Origin of the sequence: Streptosporangium nondiastaticum (genome assembly GCF_003011965.1) — a bacterium.
GTDB lineage: Bacteria > Actinomycetota > Actinomycetes > Streptomycetales > Streptomycetaceae > Streptomyces > Streptomyces nondiastaticus.
Genome location: NZ_PXWG01000003.1, coordinates 97,277 through 113,838, shown reverse-complemented (window position 1 = coordinate 113,838; position 16,562 = coordinate 97,277). Strand labels below are relative to the sequence as shown.

General features: G+C 71.8%; 17 protein-coding genes. 13 read left to right on the top strand and 4 right to left on the bottom strand.

All coding sequences use genetic code 11. The features are described from left to right. The first annotated feature begins 152 nt into the window (after nucleotides 1-152). A complete protein-coding gene (locus B7P34_RS03055; RefSeq protein ID WP_106674187.1) occupies nucleotides 153-1,175 on the top strand; it encodes a terpene synthase family protein in 1,023 nt (340 codons plus the stop codon). A gap of 87 nt (nucleotides 1,176-1,262) precedes the next feature. Continuing rightward, nucleotides 1,263-1,889 (top strand): trimeric intracellular cation channel family protein, encoded by a 627-nt coding sequence (locus B7P34_RS03050; protein WP_223267439.1) that lies wholly within the window; start codon nucleotides 1,263-1,265, stop codon nucleotides 1,887-1,889. A gap of 19 nt (nucleotides 1,890-1,908) precedes the next feature. On the opposite strand, the gene mtnB is transcribed toward B7P34_RS03050, so the two are convergent. The 4 genes from mtnB to B7P34_RS03030 all read right to left on the bottom strand — a co-directional run bounded on the left by mtnB (nucleotide 1,909) and on the right by B7P34_RS03030 (nucleotide 5,294). Then, on the bottom strand, nucleotides 1,909-2,544 hold the full coding sequence (mtnB, locus tag B7P34_RS03045) for a methylthioribulose 1-phosphate dehydratase (protein WP_106674185.1): 636 nt from the start codon (nucleotides 2,542-2,544) through the stop codon (nucleotides 1,909-1,911). After that, complete coding sequence (mtnC, locus tag B7P34_RS03040; protein WP_106674184.1) at nucleotides 2,541-3,266, bottom strand: acireductone synthase; 726 nt, start codon at nucleotides 3,264-3,266, stop codon at nucleotides 2,541-2,543. Before mtnC ends, mtnB begins: the two co-directional genes overlap by 4 nt. A gap of 198 nt (nucleotides 3,267-3,464) precedes the next feature. Then, nucleotides 3,465-4,163, bottom strand: a complete 699-nt coding sequence (locus B7P34_RS03035) for a 2OG-Fe dioxygenase family protein (RefSeq protein ID WP_106674183.1) — start codon at nucleotides 4,161-4,163, stop codon at nucleotides 3,465-3,467. Between the two features lie 132 nt (nucleotides 4,164-4,295). Further along, the gene (locus tag B7P34_RS03030) at nucleotides 4,296-5,294 is read right to left on the bottom strand and encodes a beta-ketoacyl-ACP synthase 3 (RefSeq protein WP_106674182.1); all 999 of its coding nucleotides are present in this window, start codon (nucleotides 5,292-5,294) and stop codon (nucleotides 4,296-4,298) included. Nucleotides 5,295-5,601: 307 nt separating this feature from the next. On the opposite strand from B7P34_RS03030, the gene B7P34_RS03025 reads away from it, so the two are divergent. The 11 genes from B7P34_RS03025 (at nucleotide 5,602) to B7P34_RS02975 (ending at nucleotide 16,382) form a co-directional block, all read left to right on the top strand. Next, nucleotides 5,602-6,411 carry a thioesterase family protein gene (locus B7P34_RS03025; RefSeq protein WP_223267438.1) on the top strand — a complete coding sequence of 270 codons (810 nt, stop codon included), beginning with the start codon at nucleotides 5,602-5,604 and terminating at the stop codon, nucleotides 6,409-6,411. 154 nt (nucleotides 6,412-6,565) lie between these two features. Then, entirely contained in the window at nucleotides 6,566-8,299 is a 1,734-nt protein-coding gene (locus B7P34_RS03020; protein WP_223267437.1) for a fatty acyl-AMP ligase, read from the top strand. A 12-nt stretch (nucleotides 8,300-8,311) separates the two neighbouring features. Further along, entirely contained in the window at nucleotides 8,312-9,289 is a 978-nt protein-coding gene (locus B7P34_RS03015; protein WP_106674181.1) for an acyl-CoA desaturase, read from the top strand. 15 nt (nucleotides 9,290-9,304) lie between these two features. Further along, entirely contained in the window at nucleotides 9,305-10,252 is a 948-nt protein-coding gene (locus B7P34_RS03010) for an acyl-CoA desaturase (protein ID WP_223267436.1), read from the top strand. An 82-nt stretch (nucleotides 10,253-10,334) separates the two neighbouring features. Continuing rightward, the gene (locus tag B7P34_RS03005) at nucleotides 10,335-10,634 is read left to right on the top strand and encodes an acyl carrier protein (RefSeq protein WP_106674180.1); all 300 of its coding nucleotides are present in this window, start codon (nucleotides 10,335-10,337) and stop codon (nucleotides 10,632-10,634) included. Between the two features lie 14 nt (nucleotides 10,635-10,648). Continuing rightward, nucleotides 10,649-11,752: a fatty acid desaturase gene (locus tag B7P34_RS03000; protein ID WP_106674179.1), complete on the top strand. Its 1,104-nt coding sequence runs from the start codon at nucleotides 10,649-10,651 to the stop codon at nucleotides 11,750-11,752. After that, nucleotides 11,749-12,612, top strand: coding sequence for an alpha/beta fold hydrolase (locus B7P34_RS02995; protein WP_106674178.1), 864 nt, complete (start codon nucleotides 11,749-11,751; stop codon nucleotides 12,610-12,612). The genes B7P34_RS03000 and B7P34_RS02995 overlap by 4 nt, the downstream gene beginning before the upstream one ends. Beyond that, nucleotides 12,609-12,791 (top strand): rubredoxin, encoded by a 183-nt coding sequence (locus tag B7P34_RS02990; protein WP_373300557.1) that lies wholly within the window; start codon nucleotides 12,609-12,611, stop codon nucleotides 12,789-12,791. The genes B7P34_RS02995 and B7P34_RS02990 overlap by 4 nt, the downstream gene beginning before the upstream one ends. A 32-nt stretch (nucleotides 12,792-12,823) precedes the next feature. Next, nucleotides 12,824-14,050 carry a cytochrome P450 gene (locus B7P34_RS02985; protein ID WP_106674177.1) on the top strand — a complete coding sequence of 409 codons (1,227 nt, stop codon included), beginning with the start codon at nucleotides 12,824-12,826 and terminating at the stop codon, nucleotides 14,048-14,050. A 247-nt stretch (nucleotides 14,051-14,297) separates the two neighbouring features. After that, complete coding sequence (locus B7P34_RS02980) at nucleotides 14,298-14,867, top strand: hypothetical protein (protein WP_106674176.1); 570 nt, start codon at nucleotides 14,298-14,300, stop codon at nucleotides 14,865-14,867. Between the two features lie 108 nt (nucleotides 14,868-14,975). Beyond that, complete coding sequence (locus B7P34_RS02975; protein WP_106674175.1) at nucleotides 14,976-16,382, top strand: MFS transporter; 1,407 nt, start codon at nucleotides 14,976-14,978, stop codon at nucleotides 16,380-16,382. The last annotated feature ends 180 nt before the right edge of the window (nucleotides 16,383-16,562 follow it).

Below are 16,562 nucleotides of genomic sequence, written 5' to 3'. Positions count from 1 at the left end.
GTTGTCGTTTTAATGTCTGTGCCAACAGGGCAGCACTCTGCCATGCCCGGGCCGGGAACGCAGAGGTGGAACGAGCGCTGCGTGCAGGCAGGGGCAGGCACCGCGGAAGGATCGAGATCGGCTCAGCACGGCCCTGAAGGAGGCTGGCCTCGATGCCACAGGACATCGCCCTGGACATTCCTTTCCCCAAGCGGCTGAACCCCTACGTGGAGGTGGCGCGGGCACGCAACGAACACTGGCTGGTATCCACCGGTCTGCTCAGCAGCCCGCACAACGTCGAGCGGTACCGGACCTGGCGGATCGAACGGCTCGCCGCCGGCTTCCTGCCCGGAGCGAGCGTCAACGAGCTGACCTTCGGACTGGCCGTACAGAGCTTCTTCTTCTTTTTCGACGACCTCTTCGACAGCGGCCTGGGCGAGGACCCCGCCGCCACCTACGAGATCTGCCACGAGATGGCGGCCCTCGCCCGGCAGGAGCCGGGCGCCACGGACGTCACCCCGTCCTTCCCGCTCGCCCGGGTGTGGACCGAGCTGTGGCAGCAGTCCCAGCTGGGCATGTCCGCCGCCTGGCGCGCCCGTTCCGTACGGCACTGGGAGGAGTACTTCCTCACCTACGTGTCCGAGGCCGTCAACCGCCGCAGCGGGACGATCCTCAGCATGGACTCGTACATGAAGCTGCGCCGCCTCGGCATCGGCAGCGAGGTCGTCGTCGACGTCTCCGAGCGCTGCGGCCACTTCGAGGCGCCCCCCGAGATCCACCAGAGCATGGCCGTCCTGGAGGCCCGCGCCATCACGGCCGAGGTCGTCACCCTCACCAACGACCTGCACTCCCTGGAGAAGGACCTGGCCAACGGAGAGCTCAACAACGCCGTGCTGCTGCTCGGCCTGGAGCACGGGTGCTCGCGCGCGGAGGCCATCGCCCACGTCCAGCGCATGGTCCGCCGCCGCACCGCCCGCTTCCTGCAACTGGAGGCCGAGGCCGACCGGCTCTGCGACGTCTTCGGCCTCACCCCCGAACAGCGCGAGAACACCCGCCTCTTCCTCGACACCAACCGCGCCTGCATGCGCGGCAACCTGGACTGGAGCAACGACACCGGCCGCTACAGCGAGATCGGCGTGTCACACGTCAACCGCTCGCCCCGGATCGAGGACGTCGTCGCCCGCACCGCCGAGTGACGGCAGCCGCGCGGCGGCCGGGGGCTCGTCCCTTCGGCCGAGGCGGCTCCGGCCGATCGGCCGAGGCGGCGGGGGAGCCGCGGGTGCTTGGCTGGAGCGATGCTCCACGTGCTCTACCTGACCGGGATCGCCGCCTTCGCGGCCAGCGGCGTGCTGGCCGCCCACCGCGCCCGGCTCGACCCCTTCGGCGGGCTGGTCCTCGCCTTCGCCGCCGCCGTCTCCGGCGGCACCCTGCGCGACCTGATCCTCGGCCGCCACCCCCTCTACTGGACCCACGACCTGCTCCTGCTCACGGTCATCGCGGTCACGGCCGTGGTGACCATGGTCTTCCTGCGGTACCGCGAACTGCCGCACCGCTCCCTGATGGCCGTCGACGCCGTCGGCCTCGCCGTCGTCACCGTGATCGGCGCACGGGCGGCGATCGACGCCGGCGTCACCCCCTTCGCCGCCGTCATCCTGGCCGTGCTCACGGGCGTGACCGGCGAGGTGATCCGCGACGTGCTGTGCGGAGAGTTCCCCCCGCTGCTGCTGCGCGAGGAGGTCTACGCCACCGCGGCACTGCTCGGCGCGGTCTGCTACCTGGCCCTGGACCGCCTCGGCACAGGCCCGACGACCGCCGCCGCCGTCGCGGCTTCCCTCGTGTTCGCGGTGCGGATGGGGGCCCTGCACTTCGGCCTCCACCTGCCCCGCCTCGCGCAGCGCCCGCCCGCGTAGGGCGCTCGCCCGCGCGGGGTCAGCGGCCGCCGTCCGGGTCCGGGGGCTCCAGGAGCGCCAGCTCCAGCAGCCACTCCACGACCTCGGTCCGGTGCCGCGCCTCGCGCGGATCCGCGCCCCACACGTACAGGCCGTGCCCCGCCACGACCACCGCCGGCACGTCCGGTTCGCGGGCGGCCGCGAGCCGGTCGCCCAGCACCCGCATGTCCTGGCTGTTGGCGATCACCGGCAGGACCACGGCCGGGCCGTCGGCCGGCAGCCCGAGGCCCTTCAGCATCTCCAGGCCCCGCAGGACGACGCCCGCCGGCCGGCGCCGGGCCATCGCCACCGACGCGACCGTGTGCACGTGAACGACCGCGCCCGCACCCGTCAGCCGCACCACCCGCGCGTGCAGCGCCGCCTCCGCCGACGGCCTCCCGCCCCGAACGGCCGTGCCGTCGCCGTCGACCAGCACCACGTCCGCCGCCGTGAGCTCGCCCTTGTCGATGCCGCTCGCGGTGACCGCGAGCCGCAGCGGATCCCGGCCGGTGACCACCGACAGGTTCCCCGACGTGCCGCGCATCCAGCCGAACGACGCGAAGCGCGCCGCCTCCGCGGCCAGCACCGCGGCCGCCTCCGCCAGGGCCGGGACGTCCCCGCCGGCACCGGTGGTCACGGCCCGTTTCCCGTCCGTGCGACCTCGATGCCCGCGAACGACCCGGCCTCCGGATGGCCGCCCGTGCCCTGCGCGTAGTACGGCTCGCCCGGGCGCCGCACCCCGGCCGTCAGCCAGCCCGCCGCCCGCGCCGCGTCCAGCTCCGCGGGCCGGTCCGACAGGAACAGCGTGCGGCACGGCGGCACGCCGATGGCCCGGCTGATCGCCTCGTACGAGCCCGGCGACTGCTTCGGACCGGCGTTCTCCGTGTCGTACAACCCCTCGACCAGCGGCAGCAGGTCGCCCTGCGCGCTGTGCCCGAACCACGCGCGCTGCGCCGCCACCGAACCGGATGAGTACACGTGCAGCCGCACCCCGCGCGCGTGCCACCGCCGCAGCGCGGGCACCACGTCCTCGTAGAAGTGCGCGACCAGCTCGCCGCGGGCGAACCCCTCCGACCACACGATGCCCTGCAGCGCCTTCAGCGGCGCGGCCTTGCGGTCCTCGTCCAGCCAGGCGTTGAGGACCTGCTCGATGCGCGGGGCGTCCGCGGCCGGCTCCCCGACGAGCGCGCGGACCTGCTCGGTCGCGCGCCGGACGGCGGGCTCGCCGGCCCGCTCGGTCAGCAGGGACCCGAACCGGCGGCGCGAGTACGGGTAGAGGACGTCCACGACGAACTCCGTGGCGCTCGTCGTGCCCTCGATGTCGAGGACGACGCTGTCCGCGTCGAACCGCAGGCTCACCCCGCCCGCCCCCTCCGGCGGAGAACGGTGCCCGGGCCGGAGCCCGGCCGGGTCAGCAGCAGCGCCATGGGAGCTCCAGGATCGGTCGGTCCGGGGGCCGACCGGCCGGGAAGGACCGCCTGTTCGGCCGGGAGGGACTGCCTGTTCACGGATCGTAACGCGCAGGGGGCGGGACGCCCGGAGCGGCGCGCTCCCGCCTCACCTGCGGAGCACCTGGTCCGCACCGGCGAAGAAGTCGACCAGCATCATGTCCCGCACGCCGGACACGGCTCCCGGCGCCGGCCGCACCGGCGAGACGCCGTGCAGCAGCCGGCGGTCGTCGAGGACGATCGTCTCCAGCGGGGCCGTGAGCAGCGCCCGGTGGACCGGGCGGCGGCGCAGGTCGTACAGACAGGACTCCGCGCCGCTGACGTCCTCGCGCCGGATCAGCACCTGGGCCACGTAGCAGTGCCCGTCCCGGTGGATGCCCTCCGGCGCCGGGTGGCCCTCGGCGCGGGGCGTGGCCGTGACGCGTATCTGGTGCACGCCGCAGGTGTCCATGCCGGCCCGGGGGCCGGGGAGGTGGCGGCGGAGGGTGTGCACGACCGTCCGCAGGACCGCGCCGCCGGCGACGGCCGCGGCGAGCGGTGCGAACAGCCGCTCCACGCCGCCGTGCACGCTGTTGACCGACTTCTCCTGGAAGAACGCCGTGTGCGGCAGCCGCTCCAGCCGGTCCGGGTGGATCCGGAAGCGGCCGTAGCGGCGGAAGCGGTACGGCGTGTCGGTGCCGAGGTGGGCGTCCGCCGGCAGGTCGTCCCACGAACCCGTGAACTCCTCGACGGCGCGCGCCGGGAGCGCGCCCAGGGCGGTCTGCAGCACGTCGGGGCCGAAGTGCGCGAACGGCGGGCTGGGGGTCATGGTGGTGTCCTGCCTTCGTACGGGGATGCGCCTGCTCTCGACACTAGGCCGATTACCGGTTCAGCTGGCCGGAATGCATCGTTCGGCCGGGGTTCCGCAAGCGTGTTCCCGTAGGGAGGGGGCCGGCGGCCGTCAGGGCAGCCGGACGACCTGGGCGCCCCACGTGAGCCCCGCGCCGAAGCCGAGGAGGAGGGCGAGCCCGCCGCTGCCGACGGCGCCCAGCTCCTTGAGGCGGGCCACGGCGAGCGGCACCGAGGCGGCGGAGGTGTTGCCGCTGTGCACCACGTCGCGGGCGACGGTCACGTGCGCGGGCAGGCCGAGCCGCTGCGTGACGGTCTCGATCATGCGCAGATTCGCCTGGTGCGGAACGAAGGCGTCCAGGTCGCCGGCCGTGACTCCGGCGGCGTCCAGGGCCTGCTGGGCGACCGGGGGCATCTCCTCGATGGCCCAGCGGAACACCTCGGGGCCGGCCATCCGCATCACTGGCCACGACCGCTCCGGGTCGTCCCGGAACGCGGCCCACGAGGCGTCGTGCGCGATGAGCCCGGAGCGGCTGCCGTCCGAGCCCCAGACGACGGGACCGATCCCCTCGTCCTCCCGCGGGCCCACCACCACGGCGCCCGCCCCGTCCGCGAAGAGGATCGCCGCCGCCGGGTCGTCCGGCGCGACGATGTCCGTCATCTTGTCGGAGCCGACCACCAGGACGTAGCGCGCGGAGCCGTCGCGCACCATGGCCGCGGCGACGGCCAGGCCGTAACAGAACCCCGCGCAGGCGGCGTTGAGATCAAAAGCGGCGGCGCGGATTCCGAGCCGGCCGGCGATCTCCGCGGCGCCGCCCGGGCTCTGCTGCAGATGCGACATGGAAGCCAGGACGACCGCGCCGATCCTTCCCGGCGCGATGCCCGCATCGGCCGCGGCCTTCCGCGCGGCCTCCACCGCCATATCGATCACCGATTCGTCCGCGGCGGCATATCGGCGCTCGACGATGCCCGTCCGGCGTTCAATCCACTCGGCGGTGCGGCCGGTGCGGGCGGCGACTTCCGCATTGCCCACCACACGGTGCGGGCGGTACGCGCCGATCCCCAGAATTCCCGCGCCGTCCACGGCGGTTCGCAGCGTCAATCCGCGCATACAGGCCCCCCCAAGCCACATCCGAACGTGTCGGCGGCGAGACTATCTCCGGGTGGGTTGGAGGACGCAACCCACTGCGGCACAGAGTGTCAGTGTTGAACGTCACGCCGTATCCATGGTTCGAATCCATGGTGATGCGGGTCACAAAATTTTTCGCTTGCTTGGTGACGCACGGCCCTTCTACGGTCACCCCTGTGATCCAACTCGGAACATTGAATGGCGTGTTGCCAGGAACCGAGCACCACCACACTAATCCGCACCTCTTCCGCGACGGTGCCGCGCTGCCGGCCACCGGGTCGGAGGGGGTATGACCAGCACTGTTTCACCGATTTCCCCGGTGGCGCTCCTGGACGGGCCGACCGGCGCCGGGATCGCCGCCGGAAGTCATCTGCACGGCTTCGGCGGCTTTCACGGCGGCCTGACGCTCGCGCTCATGGCTTCCGCCATGCAGGACGCTGCACAGAAGATCTCACCCGGCCTCCGGCTGCAGAGCGCAACGGCGCGTTTTCTGCGGCCGATCGGCGACGATTTCCGCCTGGAGACGTCGCTGATCCGCGCCGGGCGCACGCTCACTACACTCGGTGCCGACGCGGTCACCGAGAAGGGCATTCACGTAGCGGGATCGGCCGTCTTCGGAAATCCGCAGCCGGCCGAATGGCAGACGTTCGCCCCGGCAGCTCCGAAGGCCCCGGCCCCGGAGGAGTGCGAGGTCTTCGTCATTCCGCCCGAGTTCGTCGCCATCTCCACCTATCTGGAGATCCGCCCGGTCGGCGTCAGCCGGCCGTACGCGGGCGGCGCCGAGCCCGAACTGATCGCGTGGATCAGGATCCTGGAGGACGAACGGCCTCCGGATGCCCTGCGCTTCGTGTTCCTGATGGATTCGCTGGCGCCGTCCTACGCAGCGGTGCTGTCGACGCTGGCGCTGGTCCCGACCGTGGAACTCACGGTGCGGCCCGGCAGCAACCTCGCACAGGCGTCCTCACCGTGGATCCTGCTGCGCGCACGGACCCGCTCGGCCACCGCCGAGGGCTGGGTCGACGAGGAGATCGACGCCTGGGGCAGGGACGGCGCCCACCTGGGCTCCGCACAGCAGCTCCGCATCGTCCGTACCGGCTGACAAGGGCGACAGCCGCAGGGTACGGAGCACAGCATGACGCGGGTCGCGCACCGGTGACGGCACCGGTGCGCCGACGGCCCGCGCCCAGAAACTTAAAACTCACGGGGGCGTTGTGGACCACATAGCGGGGCGGGCCCATCCCGCATTGCCGGGATTGCCGGGCATTCTCCAGGAACGTGCGGCAGGGCCCCGGCGCCTGGCATTCCGCTTTCTTGTCGACGGTACCAGCGACGAGGCCGTCGACTGGACCTACCACGACGTGTACGAACACGCCGGCCGCATTGCCGCGGACCTGCTGGACCGCGAACTCACCGGGCGCCGCGTGGTGCTGGCCCTGGACCCCGGACTGCACTACGTGGCCGCCCTGTTCGGGATATTCCGCGCCGGCGCCACCGCCGTGCCGTCCTTCCCGCCCACCGGGAAACGCGCGGTGGCCCGCTTCGCCTCCATCGTCGTGGACAGCGCACCGGACGTGATCATTGCCGACCGCCGGCTGGAGGGCCGCGTCGCGCAATTCGCGGCGGAACTCCCCGCCACGGTACGCGCGCCGGAATGGCTGTTCGTCGACGACGCGTACTTCCTCGGCACCGCCCCCGGCCGGGAGATTCCCGACGCCGTTTCCGATCCGGCACTCCTGCAGTACACCTCGGGTTCCACCGGCGACCCCAAGGGAATCGTGCTCACCCACGAAAACCTGGTGAGCAACTGCCGCGCCCTGGAACACAACATGGGGTACGAGGCCGACCGCGTCGGCTGCACCTGGCTGCCGCCGTACCACGACATGGGCCTCATGGGCACGATCATGCTCGCGGTGCACGGCGGCTGGCCGCTGGTGCTGATGTCGCCCGCGCACTTCGTGCAGCAGCCCTACCGCTGGCTCAAGGCGATCACCGACCACAAGGTCACCATTTCCGTCGGGCCCAACTTCGCTTTCGACATGTGTACGTCGGGCATCACCGACGAGGAGCTGGAAACCCTCGACCTGAGCACTCTGCGCCAGGTCTTCTGCGGTTCCGAGCCCGTCTCCCGGGTGACCCTCGACAAGTTCCGCGAGAGGTTCGGGCCCCGCGGCTACGACGAGACGTCCCTCATTCCCTGCTACGGCCTGGCAGAGGCGACGCTCTACGTCTCGGGAAAGCCCACGGGCACCCCGCTGCGCACCGAACGCTTCGACAGGGAAGCCCTGGAGAACGGCATCGTGCGCCCCGCCGGGGACGCGACCGGAGAGCCCGGGCAGGTCGCGCACATCGTCAGCTGCGGCACCGTCGCCGACGGCCACGACGTCACCGTGGTGGACCCGGAGACCCTGCTTCCGGTGCCGGCCGGCCGGGTCGGCGAGATCTGGGTCAGCGGGCCCAACGTGGCCCAGGGCTACCTCGGCCGGCCGGACCTCACCGCCGCCACCTTCACGGCGCGCACGGCCGGCGACGACGGGCGCACCCACCTGCGCACCGGCGACCTCGGATTCCTGCTCGACGGCGAACTGTTCGTCACCGGCCGGCTCAAGGACCTCGTCGTCATCGCCGGCCGCAACCTCTACCCGCAGGACATCGAGCTCACCGTCCGCCAGGCCCACGAGCAGGTCCGCGGCTGCGCCGCCTTCTCCGTCCCCGGCGAGGGGGGCGAGCAGCTCGTGGTGGCCGCCGAGTACCGCGGCACCGCCCGCCGGCTGGCCGCGGAGGGGGCGGCCGTGCTGGAAGCGGTGATCGCCGCGGTGACGGCCGAGCACGGAGTCCGGCCCGCCGCCGTGCACTTCGGCCCGGTCGGCGCGATCCCCATGACCACCAGCGGCAAGGTCCGCCGGGACGCGACCCGGAAGGCCTACCTCCAGGGGACGCTGAGGACGCTGTCCCCGGTCGCCGACGACACGCCGCAGGCCGTGCGGTGACGGGAGCCCACCATGACCACTTCGCCTGAGTCAGCCCGGGCCGCCGCGTCCGGCGCCCCGCGCACGGCCCACCCGGCCGCGGCCCCGCAGCAGCAGGCCGCGACCGACACCGACGCCTCGGCCCGCCGGCTCGCCTACCTCACGGTCGGCGTGCCCACCCTGGGCTTCGCCGGAGCGGTCGTCTTCGCGTACCACTACGGCTTCACCGGCACCGACCTCGGCCTGCTCATCGGGATGTACCTGCTGACCTCCCTGGGCGTCGAGGGCGGCTTCCACCGCTTCTTCTCGCACCTGTCCTTCGCGGCCAAGCCGGGCGTGACCGCCTTCTGGGGCATCGCCGGCAGCATGGCCGCACAGGGCCCCGTGGTCTTCTGGGTGGCGACCCACCGCCAGCACCACGCGTTCACCGACCGCGACGGCGACCCGCACTCGCCCCGGCCGATGCAGGACGGACGCAAGTACCCCCGGCTGCGCGGCCTGTGGCACGGCCACGTCGGCTGGCTGTTCACCGTCCGCCGGCAGAACTGGAGCAAATACGTTCCGGACCTGATGAAGAACCGGCTCGTGATGAAGATCAACGAGTACTACTTCGTCTGGGTCCTGGCCGGGCTCGCCCTGCCCGCCGTGCTGGGCTGGGCGCTGACCGGCGGCAGCCTCCGCGGCGCGGCCGGCGGCCTGCTCTGGGGCGGCCTCGCCCGGATCTTCCTGCTCGACCACGTGACCTGGAGCGTCAACTCCATCGGGCACACGCTGGGCAGCCGGCCCCACCGCACCCGGGACAACAGCCGCAACGTCGCGACGCTCGCACCCTTCTCGGTCGGAGGCTCCTGGCACAACAACCACCACGCCCAGCCCGCGCTGGCCCACAACCGGCACACCTTCTGGCAGATCGACATCGCCGGCGGCTTCATCCGGCTGCTGGACGTGCTGGGTCTGGTCACCAACGTGCGCTATCCCAAGCGCGCACGGCCTGCGCAGCAATCCGAGTAGAAAGGGAGCGGACCCGTGTCTTCCGTTACCGCCGACCCGCTCGCGTCGGCGATCGTCAAGCTCGACCCCGCCAGCGCCCGGATCAAGCGCTTCTCCGCGCTCACCACGATGACGCTGCCGCTGATCGGCACCGCCGCCGCGGCCTGGTTCCTGTGGACCGGCAACTACACCACCACCGACCTGGTCCTGTTCGTCGTCATGTACTTCGTGCACATGGGCGGCATCACCATCGGCTTCCACCGCTACCTCTCGCACAAGGCGTTCAAGACCTCGGCCGTGTTCGAGGGCATCATGATGATCACCGGGTCCATGGGGGCGCAGGGCCCGCTGATGTTCTGGGTCACCACGCACCGCCGCCACCACCGCTTCAGCGACCGCGAGGGCGACCCGCACTCGCCGAACCTGCACGGCTGGAGCATCAAGGCCCGGCTGCGCGGCCTGTGGTACGCGCACATGCCGTGGATGCTCAGCGACGAGACCTCGAAGTGGAGCGTCTTCGCCCCCGACGTCCTGCGCGACCGCCGGCTGATGTGGTACAGCCGCACCTACCCGGCCTGGGTCCTCACCGGCCTGCTGATCCCGGCGGTCGTCGGCTTCGCCGTGGAACAGACGCCGATGTCACTGCTGACCGGCCTGGTCTTCGGCGGGTTCGCCCGCATCTTCGTGGCCAACCAGGCCGCCTGGTGCGTCGGCTCCATCTGCCACGCGATCGGCAGCCGCCCCTTCGACAACAAGGACCGCAGCGCCAACAACTGGCCCGTCGCCGCCTTCACCTTCGGCGAGGGCCTGCAGAACAACCACCACGCCTTCCCGGGCTCGTACCGCCACGGCGTGACCTGGTGGGAGCCGGATCTGAGCGGCTGGCTCCTCTTCGGCCTGGGCAAGGCCGGCGTCGTCTGGGACCTGCGGGAACCGGACAAGGCCACCATCGAGCGGAAGCGCGCCATGAAGCAGGCCGCGTGACCGCGACCGCCCCCACAGCAGAGCAGCACCCGCAAGAGCGCAAGAGCTTTCACCCTCGCACACCAGCAGGAGCGTAACCACCATGTTCGGACGCAAGAAGGACGCCCAGCAGATCCAGGGCCCGCTCACGGAGGAATCCCTGCGCCAGTGGCTCGTCGAGCACCTGGCCCAGCGGATCGAGGTGCCGGCCGCCGACATCGACACGCAGAAGTCGTTCGAGTCCTACGGGCTCGACTCGCGCGTCGCCGTCCAGGTCTCCGGCGCCCTGGAGAAGGTCGTCGAGCGCCGCCTCTCGCCGGGCCTGCTCTACGAGCACCAGACCATCGACGACCTGAGCGGCTATCTGGCTCAGGAACTCAGGCTGTCCCGCCGGACCGGCTGAAGGGAACCACGACGATGGGGGCATACAACTTTCCGTCCGCTCCGGACCGGGCGTTCGAGGACTTCAAGCGCAAGTCGGAGCAGATCGAGGGCGAAAGGCTCGCGGGGGCCATCCCGAGGGAGTACTTCGAACCGAGAGTGGGCCGCGGCCTGCTCGGCTTCGCCGTCAGCTGGGTGCTGTACATCGGCGCCCTGGTCGGCATCGCGTTCTCACCGCACTGGCTGCTGTGGATCCCGCTGTGGATCGTCGCCGGCCTGGGCGGCTGGGGCCTGCACTGCATCGCGCACGACTGCGGCCACGGCTCCTTCTCCCGCTCGCGCAAGTTCAACTTCGCGATCGGGCACGTCTCGCTGCTGCCGCTGATCTACCCGTTCCACGCCTGGCGGCACGTGCACAACCTGCACCACAGCCACACCAACAACCTGGAGCTGGACACCGACTGGCGCCCGGTCCCGGCCGCGCTCTACGACCGGATGCCGCTGCACGAGAAGATCATCTACCACGGGACGCGCACCTGGGCGTTCTGGGGCGGCACCATCAACTACTGGCGGGAGTCCGGCTTCCGGCCGAGCTACTTCCCCAAGCGGGAGGCGCGCCGCGACGTGCGCCGGTCGATGGCCTTCGTCCTGGCCGTCATGGTCGCCTACTTCGTGCCGCTGATCTGGTTCACCGGCTTCACCGGCTTCCTGATCTACTTCGTCGCCCCGTGGCTCGCGACCCACGCCTGGTTCAGCGCCACGACGCTGATGCACCACAGCTCCAGCGACATCCCGTACCTGACCAACGAGCACTGGACGCGCAACGCCAGCCGGCTGCTGGTGACCACCGACTTCGTGTACCCGAAGTGGCTGCTGTTCCTCACGCACAACATCTCCATCCACACGGCCCACCACGTCGCCCCGGTCGTCCCCTTCTACAACCTGCAGAAGGCGCAGCGCGCCCTGAAGGACGCCTACCCGGGCATGGTCCGCGAGGAGCGCGTGAAGGTCCGCCAGCTGAGCACCATCATCCGGCGGCTGCACTTCTACGACACGGAGTCGGGCTTCTACACCGACTTCAACCGCACGCGGATCGCCCCGGCGGACGCCAAGCCGGTGACGGTGAAGACGCCCTCATGACGCCCCTCTTCCTGAGAAGGCTCGCTCACGCGGCCGCCGGCGCCCTCGCCCCGGGCCCCGGCGGCCGCTGGGCCACCGACGTCTTCAGCCAGACCCGCGCCCTCGGCACGCAGCCCGACAACGTCCTGCCGCTCGGCGCCCGCGGATTCGACGTCCTCGGCAACCCCGACGTGCACGGCGGCTACCTGTGGGGCGACGACGACCGGCCCACCGCGCTCCTCGTGCACGGCTGGGGCGCCGACAGCAGCAGCATGTACTCGCTGATCGCCCCGCTGCGCGAACTCGGCTACCGCGTGGCCGCCTTCGACGCGCCGGCCCACGGCGTGAACCGCGGCGACCAGGCCACCATGACCCAGTACACCGCCGCCGTCCGCGCCGCGCTCGACTCGCTCGGCGGCGCGAAGGTGATCGTCGCCCACTCGCTGGGCTCCATCGCCGCCGTCGGCGCGGTGGCCATGGAGGAGCGGCCGGACGTCGACTGCATCACGCTCGTGGCCCCCACCTGCACGCTCACCGCCGTCCTGGAGCGGTGGTCCAGGGGCGAGCTGATGCTGTCACGGGCGATCGTCGACCGCATCTACCGCGAACTGCACCGCCGCAACGGGGTGCCCGTCAGCCACTGGGACGTCGTCGGCCTCGGCCGCGAGCTCGACATCCCGGTGCTGGCCCTCCACGACCCCGGGGACCCCGTCGTCCCGTACTGCGAGGCCGAGGCCATCGCCGCCGGCCTCAAGGACGTGCGGCTCCAGCAGGCCCCGGGCCGCGGCCACATGGGGATCCTCATGTCCCCCGAAGCGAAAAGCGCCATCTCCGCGTTCGTCGCCGAACACGGAACGAGAACTGGAGAGACCATCCCGTGAGCGAAGACGCCGGCAAAAGGGCATGGATGTGCCTCGTCTGCGGCTGGGTCTACTACGAGTCCCTCGGGCTGCCGGAGGAGGGGATCGCACCCGGCACGCCCTGGGAGGAGATCCCGGACGACTGGGAGTGCCCGGACTGCGGCACCACCAAGGCCGACTTCGTCATGGCACCGCTGTAGACCGCCCGCTGTAGACCTCTAGGAGAAGTGACATGACCACACCGGTGATGGACCCCGGCTCGGCGATGATGACGCTGCTGAGCCCCGCCGGGAAGCGGGACCCCTACCCGCTCTACGAGGCGCTGCGCTCCTACGGGCCGCTGCTGCCGCTCGGCCCCGGGCAGCTGGTGGTCACCGGGCACGCCGAGTGCGCCCGGGCGCTGCGGGAACCCGCCCTCCTGTCCACCGACGGTGCCGTGCAGGACACGATGATGCCCGGCTGGCGCGAGCACTCCTCCTGGGTGTGGCTCACCAAGAACATGCTCTTCAGCAACAACCCCGACCACGACCGCTACCGGCGCTTCTTCAGCGTCGGCTTCACACCGCGCCGGATCGCGGCGCTGCAGCCGGCGGTGGAGCGGCTCGTCGGCGGCCTGGTCGACCGGCTGGCCGGCCTCGGCGAGGGCGGCGAACCCGTCGACTTCATGGCCGAGTTCGCCTTCCGTGTGCCGATGGCGATCATGGGCGAGCTGCTGGGCATACCCGAGGAGGAGCAGGCGGGGTTCCGGGGCCACATCGGCGCCATCACCACCGCGCTCGAGCCCATCCAGGACCTCGCGCAGCTCCTGCCGGGCGACGCCGCCATGGAGGAACTCGCCGTCTACTTCCGCGACCTGGTCGCCAAGCGGCGGGCCGAGCCCGGCGACGACCTCGTCAGCGAGATGGTCCGGCAGCTCGACACGACGGGCGGCATCAGCGAGGAGGAGCTCGTCGCCAACTTCATGCTGCTGCTCGTCGCCGGCACCGAGGCCCCGATGGACCTCATCGGCAACGCGCTGCGCCTCGCGATCGAGCACCCGGAGCACGCCGACGCCCTCCGCGAGGACGACTCCCTCGCGCCGGGCTACGTGGAGGAAGTGCTGCGCTTCGACCCCGCGGCGCAAGCCCTCAACCGCATGGCCGTCAAGGACCTCGACTTCTTCGGGGTCCCGCTGACCGCGGGCACGAAGGTCACGCTCCTGATCGCCGCCGGCAACCGCGACCCGCGGCAGTACGCCGACCCCGGCACGTTCAACCCGTACCGCAAGGGCAACCACGCGCTGACCCTCAGCGGCGGGGCGCACTACTGCCTCGGGGCGGGCCTCGCCCGGATGCAGGCGGAGCTCGCCCTGCCGGCGGTGCTGCGGCGCTTCCCGGGCCTCGCGCTCGCCGCGGAGCCCACGTTCCGCGACCAGCTGGTCCAGCGCGGCTTCGCCACGCTCCCGGTGAAGCTGGGCTGACAGGTCTCTCCGAGGGCGCCCGGCATCTTCGGGTGCCCCGGGCCCTCCTTCCGCCGGGGTGGTGCTCAGCCCCCATGGCGGTCTCCGGCGGTGCCGTGCTCACCTCAGGTGGGTGCGGCACCGCCGATTGCGTAGTGGGTGGTTGAACGCCGCTGCGGCGGAGGGAAGGTGCGGGCGGCGCAGTTCGTACGCACGTCACCGGCACCCCGGCACTGCGTGGTGCGCGCGCCCCTTACATGATGGCGCCGTGAAGCAAGAAACCGCACGTCGTAGCCTCTGGGCGCCGTCCACCTTCGTCACAGCGACCAGCGCCCTGGTCGCGGAGACGGCCCTCGCGGCAGTCGTCCTGGCCCTCTGGGCGCCGGCGCAGCCGGTCTCGCCCTCCGAGGACGACAGCGGTGCCTTCGGCATCGTGTTCCTCCCGTTCTTCCTGGCCTTCTGGACCCTCGTGGCCGCGTTCCTGGCCGCCGCCCTGGTCGTCCCCACCGCCGTGCTGGCCCGCCGCACGGCGCCCCGGTGGCTGCCCGTGCTCGCCCTGCCCGTCGCCGGGGCGGCCGTCCTGGCCGTGCTGGTGGCGTCGGGCCACGCGTACGCCCTCGCCGAGCATCCGGCGGCCTGCCTGTACTGGTGGCTGGGCGTCGCCGCGGCCATCGTGCCCGCCGGCCTGCTGACGCTGTTCGCCGACCGCCGCGCGGCCACGGCCCGGAACCCGTGGCGGCTGCCGCTGTGGCTGCTGGGGGGCAGCTGCCTCGGCCCGGTCGCTGGTGTGCTCCTCGTGGTCGCGGGGGTGCCGGCCTACCGGGCCGTCGCGAACTGACAAACCCTCAGCCATGTTGAGGTGACGCTCACATCACACCGCCACCCCCCGGGGGAACGCTGTATGCTCACGTGAGTTGGAAAAGCCAACTCACTAGCGAGGAGAGCGATGACTCAGACTGCCGCCGGACAGGCGGTCAGCGTGACGAAGCCCGCCTTCGGCCCGGTGTTCGCCGTCGTGGTGGCCGGGGTTGCGATGTCGAACCTCGACATGTTCATCGTCAACGTCGCGCTGCCGGACATCGGCACCCAGTTCTCCGGGTCCTCCCTGGCATCGCTGTCGTGGATCCTCAACGCCTACGCGGTGGTGTTCGCCGCCCTGCTCGTCCCGGCGGGCAGCCTCGCGGACCGCACCAGCCCCCGCAACGCGTACCTGCTCGGCATCGCGGTCTTCACCGTCGCCTCCGCCCTGTGCGCCGTCGCGCCGGGCGTCTGGCTCCTGGTCGCGGCCCGTGTCGTGCAGGCGATCGGCGCGGCCATGCTCATCCCGTCCTCCCTGGGCCTGCTGCTCGCCGCGGCGCCGCCCGAGAAGAGGATCCCGGCCGTCCGCGGCTGGACCGCGATCAGCGGCCTCGCCGCCGCGCTCGGCCCCGTGATCGGCGGCCTGCTCACGCAGCTCGACTGGCGGTGGGTCTTCCTCGTCAACCTGCCGATCGGCGTCTTCGCCCTCCTCCTGGGCGCCCGGGTGCTGCCGCGCATCGCGGCCCGTCCCGCCGCCGCGCGGCTGGACCTGACGGGCGCGGTCCTGCTCACGCTGGGCATCGCGGTCCTCGCGCTGGGCCTGGTCAAGAGCGAGGACTGGGGCTGGACGTCCGGCAAGGTGCTGGGCTCCCTGCTGGCCGCCGTCGTCCTCCTGGCCGCCTTCGTCGCCAGCTCGGCCCGGCACCCCTCGCCGGTCCTGCCGCTGGGCCTGCTGAAGATCCCCGGGGTCGGCCCGGCCACCTTCGCGAACCTCCTGTTCGCGATCTCCTTCGGCGCGATGCTGCTGTCCGCCGTGCTCTGGTGCCAGAACGTGTGGCACTGGTCGCCGCTGAAGACGGGTCTGGCCATCGCGCCCGGACCGGTCCTCGTGCCGGCCTTCGCGATGGGCGTGGGCCCCGTCATCAAGCGGTTCGGCGCGGCGGCGGTCTCCGCGGTCGGCAGCGTGCTCTTCGGCGCCGGCATCGGCTGGTGGGTCTACCGGCTCGACACCGCCCACGAGTACGCCGCGGGCCTGCTCCCCGGCATGCTGCTCACCGGCGTCGGGGTCGGCATGGTCGTCCCGACCCTGGTCGGCGCCGCCGTGTCCGCGCTGCCCCCGCAGAGTTTCTCCACGGGCTCGGCGGTCGTCACGATGGCCCGTCAGGTCGGCTCCGTGCTCGGCGTGGCCCTGCTGGTCGCCTTCATAGGCGCGCCGGAGGGCGCCGACGCCGCCGTGACGGCCTTCGACCACGGCTGGGACTTCGTCCTCGTCGCGACGGCCCTGGCGGCCATCGCCTGCCTGTTCATCCCCCGCCCCAAGAAGCCAGCCGCGTAATGCCCTGACGCTCACAGGACAACCGCGGCACACGAGCCGGGCGGTCCGCGCAGACACCCCCGACTGCGCGCGACCGCCCGGCGTTCTTGTGCCCGGAATCCGTGGTTCGGTGTCCGGAGTGATTCAGATCACAGAAGGGTGGAGCCGATGATTCCGGCCTATGACGCCGAGCGGGGCGGC